We start from the raw sequence: 5,778 nt of genomic DNA on the forward strand, positions 1-5,778 counted from the left end.
GCCTGGATATCGACTGCGGTATCGGCCGGCGCCACCGTGGAAAGCGGCGCACCGCCGAAGCTCGGCTCAACCCGCGTGTCCGGTGTATCGCCCTCGCCCATGGCGGGTTCACGCCGGACCGGGCGTGTCGGTTCAATGAACGGCTGCTCCTCGTCGGTGTCGTTGCGCGCAAGCGACTCCGCTGCTTCGTCAGGCATCGGGCGCGGCATCTTGCGGCGCACTTTGGCGCCCTGCCACGCGTTATAAACCACTACGCCGCCAACCACCACGGCACCCGCTCCAATCAACCCGAGTGTCAACTCGTCCATGCACTCTCCGTCATTCTTTTCCGGCTGCGCTCTCGGCGCGCTTGGCGAGCGCTTATTGAGGCATCCCGCGCTCATTTGAGCGCTTGTTGAGCTTACGCTGCGCGATCTGCGGCCCACGCGGTCCCGAATTAATCAACCGAACTAATCAACCGAACTGCATGAGCCACTCCGCGACTGCGCGCCAGAACGGGCCTCCCAGGCCTGTTCTCCCTGCTTTTCCACGCTAATCTTGCTGTCCGTTCTAAAACAGCCCGGCCAATCGTTCAAGCATTCTGGGCGAAACCCGCCGCGGATTCCATGTCCACGGCCACAATCCGCGAGACGCCTTGTTCCTGCATCGTCACGCCGATCAGTTGTTGCGCCATTTCCATCGCGATCTTGTTGTGCGAGATGAAGAGGAATTGCGTCTTCTCCGACATCGCCCGTACAAGATTCGCAAAGCGCTCCGTGTTGGCGTCGTCGAGTGGCGCGTCCACTTCGTCCAGCAGACAGAACGGCGCCGGATTCAACTGGAACATTGCAAACACAAGCGCGGTGGCCGTAAGGGCTTTTTCACCGCCCGACAACAAGTGAATGGTCGAATTCTTCTTGCCCGGCGGTTGCGCGAGCACTTGCACGCCGGCATCGAGGATTTCGTCGCCGGTCATCACGAGTTTCGCCTGACCACCGCCGAAAAGACGGGGGAAAAGCTCGCCAAAATGACGGTTCACTTCGTCGAACGTGCCTTGCAGCAACGACCGCGTTTCCTGGTCGATCTTGTGGATCGCGTCTTCCAGCGTGCCAATGGCGTCGTTCAAATCCGCCGATTGCGCGTCGAGGAAATCCTTGCGCTCGCTCGCTGCGGCAAGCTCGTCGAGCGCGGCCATGTTCACGGCGCCAAGCGCCGCGATCGCGTTGTTCAGCCGCGTGACTTCGCCTTGCAAATACGACGGTTTCAAATCCGGCGTGAGCTTGGCCTGCAACTCGGCTTCATCCACACCCGCTGCCGCCAATTGCTCGATGAACTGCTCGCCGCTGATCCGTGCCGCCTGTTCCTTCAACTGTAATTCGTTGATCTTGTCGCGCAACGGCTGCAGCGAACGTTCCGCGATAAGCCGCAATTCATCGGCCTGACGCAGTCGTGCGGTGAGATCGTCGAGTTCGATGCGGGCCGATTGCAACGCCGCTTCGCGCTCCGCGCGCAGTTCGAGCGCGTCCTGCAAGCCGGTGTGAGCCGTTTGCTCGTTGATCGTTTCAAGTTCGGCGCGGGCGTCTTCCAGCGCACCGGCCACGCGTTCGCTCTGATCTTTCGCCGTTTCGATGTTGCGCCGGTATTCCTCGATCTTCGCCGCGAGCCCACGCGCTGCGAAGCTGGCGTCAGTGGCCGCGCGTTCGAGGTCGCGCGCTTCCTGGCGCGCGTTGGTCAACGATTCGTCGAGTGCTTCGAACGCCAGTTGATGATCTTCGAAGCGTGCCTGCAACTCGGCGAGCTCGCCGTCATGACGCTCGAAATTCGCTTCCGATTCAGCGCGCAACGCACGCTGTTCATCGATTTGCGCGGTGATTTCAGCCAGTTCCTCGCGGATCTGCGTGCTGCGCTGCATGTAGCGCTCTTGCGCCTGAGCAAGCTTCAACACGTCCATTTGCAACGCGTGGACACGTTGGGTCGCGCGTTCGGCGGAGGAGCGGGCGTCTCCGAGACTCGCCGATGCCTGCGTATGCGCCGCTTCCGCCCGAATAGCTGCTGCCTTGGCTTCATCGGCGAGCAGGGCTTTTGCGCGCACCTGCTTCGTCAGGTTCTCGATTTCCTGCTGGCGGGCGAGCATGCCGGCCTGTTCGGAATCGGCGGCGTAAAGCTGCACGCCGACGCGCGTCACCACATGCCCGGCCTTCACCACGAACGCAGCGCCGTCCGGCAGTTGCGCACGCGAGGCGTGCGCCTGGGCGATGTCATCGGCGACAAAAACCTGGCCCAGCCAGTCGGTCAGCACGGCGCGCAGACCGGCGTCATCGATACGGATCAGCGCAAGCAGCGGCCGCAAACCAGCGGGCGTTTCCTGCGGACGGCCGGCGTTGGGCGGTGCATAAAACGCCAGCTTCGCGGGCGGCGCGTCGGTCGCGAACGCCTTCACCCAGTCGAGATTCGATACTTCCAGCGCCGCGATCCGCTCACGCAGAACCGACTCCAACGCCGTTTCCCAACCCGCTTCAACGTGCAGCTTTTTCCACAAGCGCGGCAACGAACCAAGCTCGTGTTTGTCGAGCCACGGCTGGATCTTGCCTTCGGTCTGGACGTTTTCCTGCAACTGCTTCAGCGCCGCGAGCCGTGCTTCGAGCTGGTGAATCTGCGCGCTTTCGGCCTGTACTTTCTCTTGTGCCGCGCGACGCTCGCCATCCAGACGCGGCAGCGTGTCCTGCGCATCGGAGAGCCGGGCTTGAGCTTCAGCGAGGATTTCTTCGTGCTCAGCGAGTTGCATGCGCAACTCTTCGAGTTGCGCTTCGTCGGGCGCGTCAAGGCCGCCCGCTTCGCTTTTCAGGCGTTCGTGACGCTGCTGCAATTGCTGCAGTTGCTGGTCAGCATTGCGCTGATGCGCAGCCTCGAGTTTCAACGCTTGTTCAGTCTGCGCGATACCGCCGCGCTCTGCGTTCAACTCGGCCTGGGCGTCGCGAAAACGTGCTTCGAGGGCGGGCAATTCGTCGTGTTTCGCAGCGGCTGTTTCCTGCGCGACTGCCGCCTTTTCTTCGCCGATAGCCAGCGCCTCTTCGGCATCCGTGATCTCGCCACGAGCCTTCTCGGCCTGCATCTGCCACTGTTCGCGCTGAGCGCTCAACGCAGCGATCTGCGCCTGCACCCGATTGCGCGACTCCACGATAAAGCGGATCTCCGCCTCGAGCTTGGCCACTTCCGAGTTCGCTTCGTACAGCGAGCCCTGCGCGCCCTGCATCGCGTCGCTTGCGCTGTAATGCGCCACCCGCAACGTTTCCAGTTGCGCTTCGACTTCACGCAGCTTGGCGGTTTGTGCTTCGAGCTCGATCTGCGCGTCGCTGATAGCCCGCTGTTGGCGCTCCGACTCGTTGCCCGCCTCGTTTTTGCGCAACAACCACAGGAGCCGTTGCTTTTCCTCGCCGTCGGCCTGTAACGTCTTGTATTTCGTTGCGACAATCGCCTGGGCTTCGAGCTTCTCCAGATTCGCGCTCAACTCGCGCACGATGTCTTCCACGCGGGTCAGGTTTTCGCGGGTATCGTGCAGGCGGTTTTCGGTCTCGCGGCGACGTTCCTTGTACTTGGACACGCCTGCGGCTTCTTCCAGGAACACGCGCAGTTCTTCGGGCTTCGCTTCGATGATCCGCGCGATCATGCCCTGCCCGATGATCGCGTAGGCACGCGGTCCGAGACCCGTACCCAGGAAGATGTCCTGAATATCGCGGCGGCGGGCTGGCAGGTTGTTGATGTAATAGCTCGACGTGCCGTCGCGCGTGAGGACGCGCTTGACGGCGATTTCGGCGTAGGTGCCCCACTGGCCCCCGGCCCGGCCGTCGGCGTTATCGAAGATGAGTTCGACGCTGGCGCGGCTGCCCGGCTTGCGCGCCGTGGAGCCGTTGAAGATCACGTCCTGCATCGACTCGCCGCGCAACTCGGAAGCGCGCGATTCGCCGAGCACCCAGCGCACGGCGTCGATGATGTTGGATTTGCCGCAGCCATTCGGCCCGACCACGCCAACAAGCTGGCCTGGGACCTGGAAATGGGTGGGATCGACGAAGGACTTGAAGCCAGCGAGTTTTATCGAGGTCAGACGCACGGCGATATCGCTGATTGAAAAGAATTCGGGAGAACGGGCCGGCGGGCCTCCGAGCCTTGATGCTTGTGCGGCAGGAGATAACTGCTAACGCCGGTCGAAAACGCTCGGGCGGTGGGTCGAACCCCGTTGAATCCAGCTCGATTCGATCAAAGCTCGATTCGAAGCGACGGAGCGCAACCCGTGGTGCTATTGCTCGACGGCTTATATATAACCCTTCTATATAACCTGTAACCGACCGCAAGCACGCAACCCGGCGAACGGTGACAATCATACCATCGCACGTCTTGAATTCTTTTGGTTTGCTGACACAGGGATTTCTCCTCGCAACGGCAAGCCGGCCCGGGTTCTGCACGGTCGATGCCGGGCGATTTCGGCTCGGCTGTCGGCGGCCGTGGTCGAGCGCCTGTCCACTGCGCAAACCCGCCTTCCGCGCGCCGGCAGAACCGCCCCAAAGCCCCAGCAAACCCAACCAGGGGGCTACGGAGAGCGACGAGGGGGATATAATCCGAGCCTTGTCGTTTCAACGTCTGCACCGACTTCGCCGTGAATCCACTTCTCCAGAAACTTCAGCCGTATCCATTCGAAAAGTTGCGTGCGCTATTCAAAGGCGTCACGCCGCGCGCGGATTGGACGCCCATCAGCTTCGGTATCGGCGAGCCGAAACATGCAACGCCGGCGCTGATTCGCGAGGCAGTCGTGAACGCGATGTCCGGCCTCGCGTCCTATCCCGCCACCGCGGGCACCGAGCCGTTGCGCCAAGCCATTGCTGACTGGACGAAAGAGCGATACGGCCTGCCCGCGGTCAATGCCGCCACGGAAGTCTTGCCCGTTTCCGGCTCGCGCGAAGCGCTTTTTTCGCTCGCCCAGACGGTGATCGACAGCCGCAGCACGGGTGAACCGCCCGTTGTCGTCTGCCCGAATCCGTTCTATCAGATCTACGAAGGCGCAGCGCTGCTGGCCGGCGCCGAGCCGTACTTCGTGAACAGCAATCCAGCGCGCAACTTCGCCTGCGATTACGCAGCCGTCCCCGATGCCGTCTGGGCACGCACCCAATTGCTCTACGTCTGCTCGCCGGGCAACCCGACCGGCGCGGTGCTGACGCTGAAGGACTGGCGCGAGCTGTTCGCGCTCTCGGATCGCCATGGCTTCGTGATTGCCTCCGATGAATGTTATTCCGAGATCTATTTCAACGAATCCATGCCTCCGCTGGGCTGCCTGGAAGCCGCGCACAAGCTCGGCCGCGGTTTCGATCGACTGGTGATGCTGTCGAGCTTGTCCAAGCGCTCGAACGTACCCGGCATGCGCTCGGGTTTTGTCGCCGGGGACGCGTCGATACTCAAGCAATTCCTGCTCTATCGCACCTATCACGGCGCCGCGCTCTCGCCCATGTTCCAGGCAGCGAGCGTTGTTGCGTGGAAAGACGAAGCGCATGTGCGCGAGAACCGCGCGCTGTACCTCAAGAAATTTACGACCGTCACCCCCATGCTCGCCGAGGTGCTTGACGTCAGTCTGCCGGACGCCGCGTTCTATCTGTGGGCGAACGTGGCGCGCACCGGACTCACCAACACCGAGTTCGCCGCCCGCCTTTACGCCGACTATAATGTGACGGTTTTGCCGGGCTCGTATCTGGCACGGGACGCCCATGGCACGAATCCCGGCAGCGGCTTCATTCGCATTGCACTGGTCGCCGA

Annotated in this window: 2 protein-coding genes and 1 pseudogene; 1 reads left to right on the plus strand and 2 read right to left on the minus strand. The window is 62.3% G+C overall.

The annotated features are described in order from the left end of the window. Together JWR14_RS26265 and smc are read right to left on the minus strand one after the other, a co-directional pair. Positions 1-308: pseudogene (locus JWR14_RS26265) on the minus strand (cell division protein FtsZ); the annotation flags it as partial. A gap of 263 nt (positions 309-571) precedes the next feature. Then, positions 572-4,087: a chromosome segregation protein SMC gene (gene smc, locus JWR14_RS26270; RefSeq protein ID WP_299714367.1), complete on the minus strand. Its 3,516-nt coding sequence runs from the start codon at positions 4,085-4,087 to the stop codon at positions 572-574. Positions 4,088-4,630: 543 nt separating this feature from the next. Between smc and dapC the strand changes: the two genes are divergently transcribed. Next, the coding region (gene dapC / locus JWR14_RS26275; protein ID WP_299714370.1) for a succinyldiaminopimelate transaminase at positions 4,631-5,778 on the plus strand (1,148 nt) is incomplete at its 3' end.

It is taken from the genome of Caballeronia sp. (assembly GCF_028292365.1).
GTDB lineage: Bacteria > Pseudomonadota > Gammaproteobacteria > Burkholderiales > Burkholderiaceae > Caballeronia.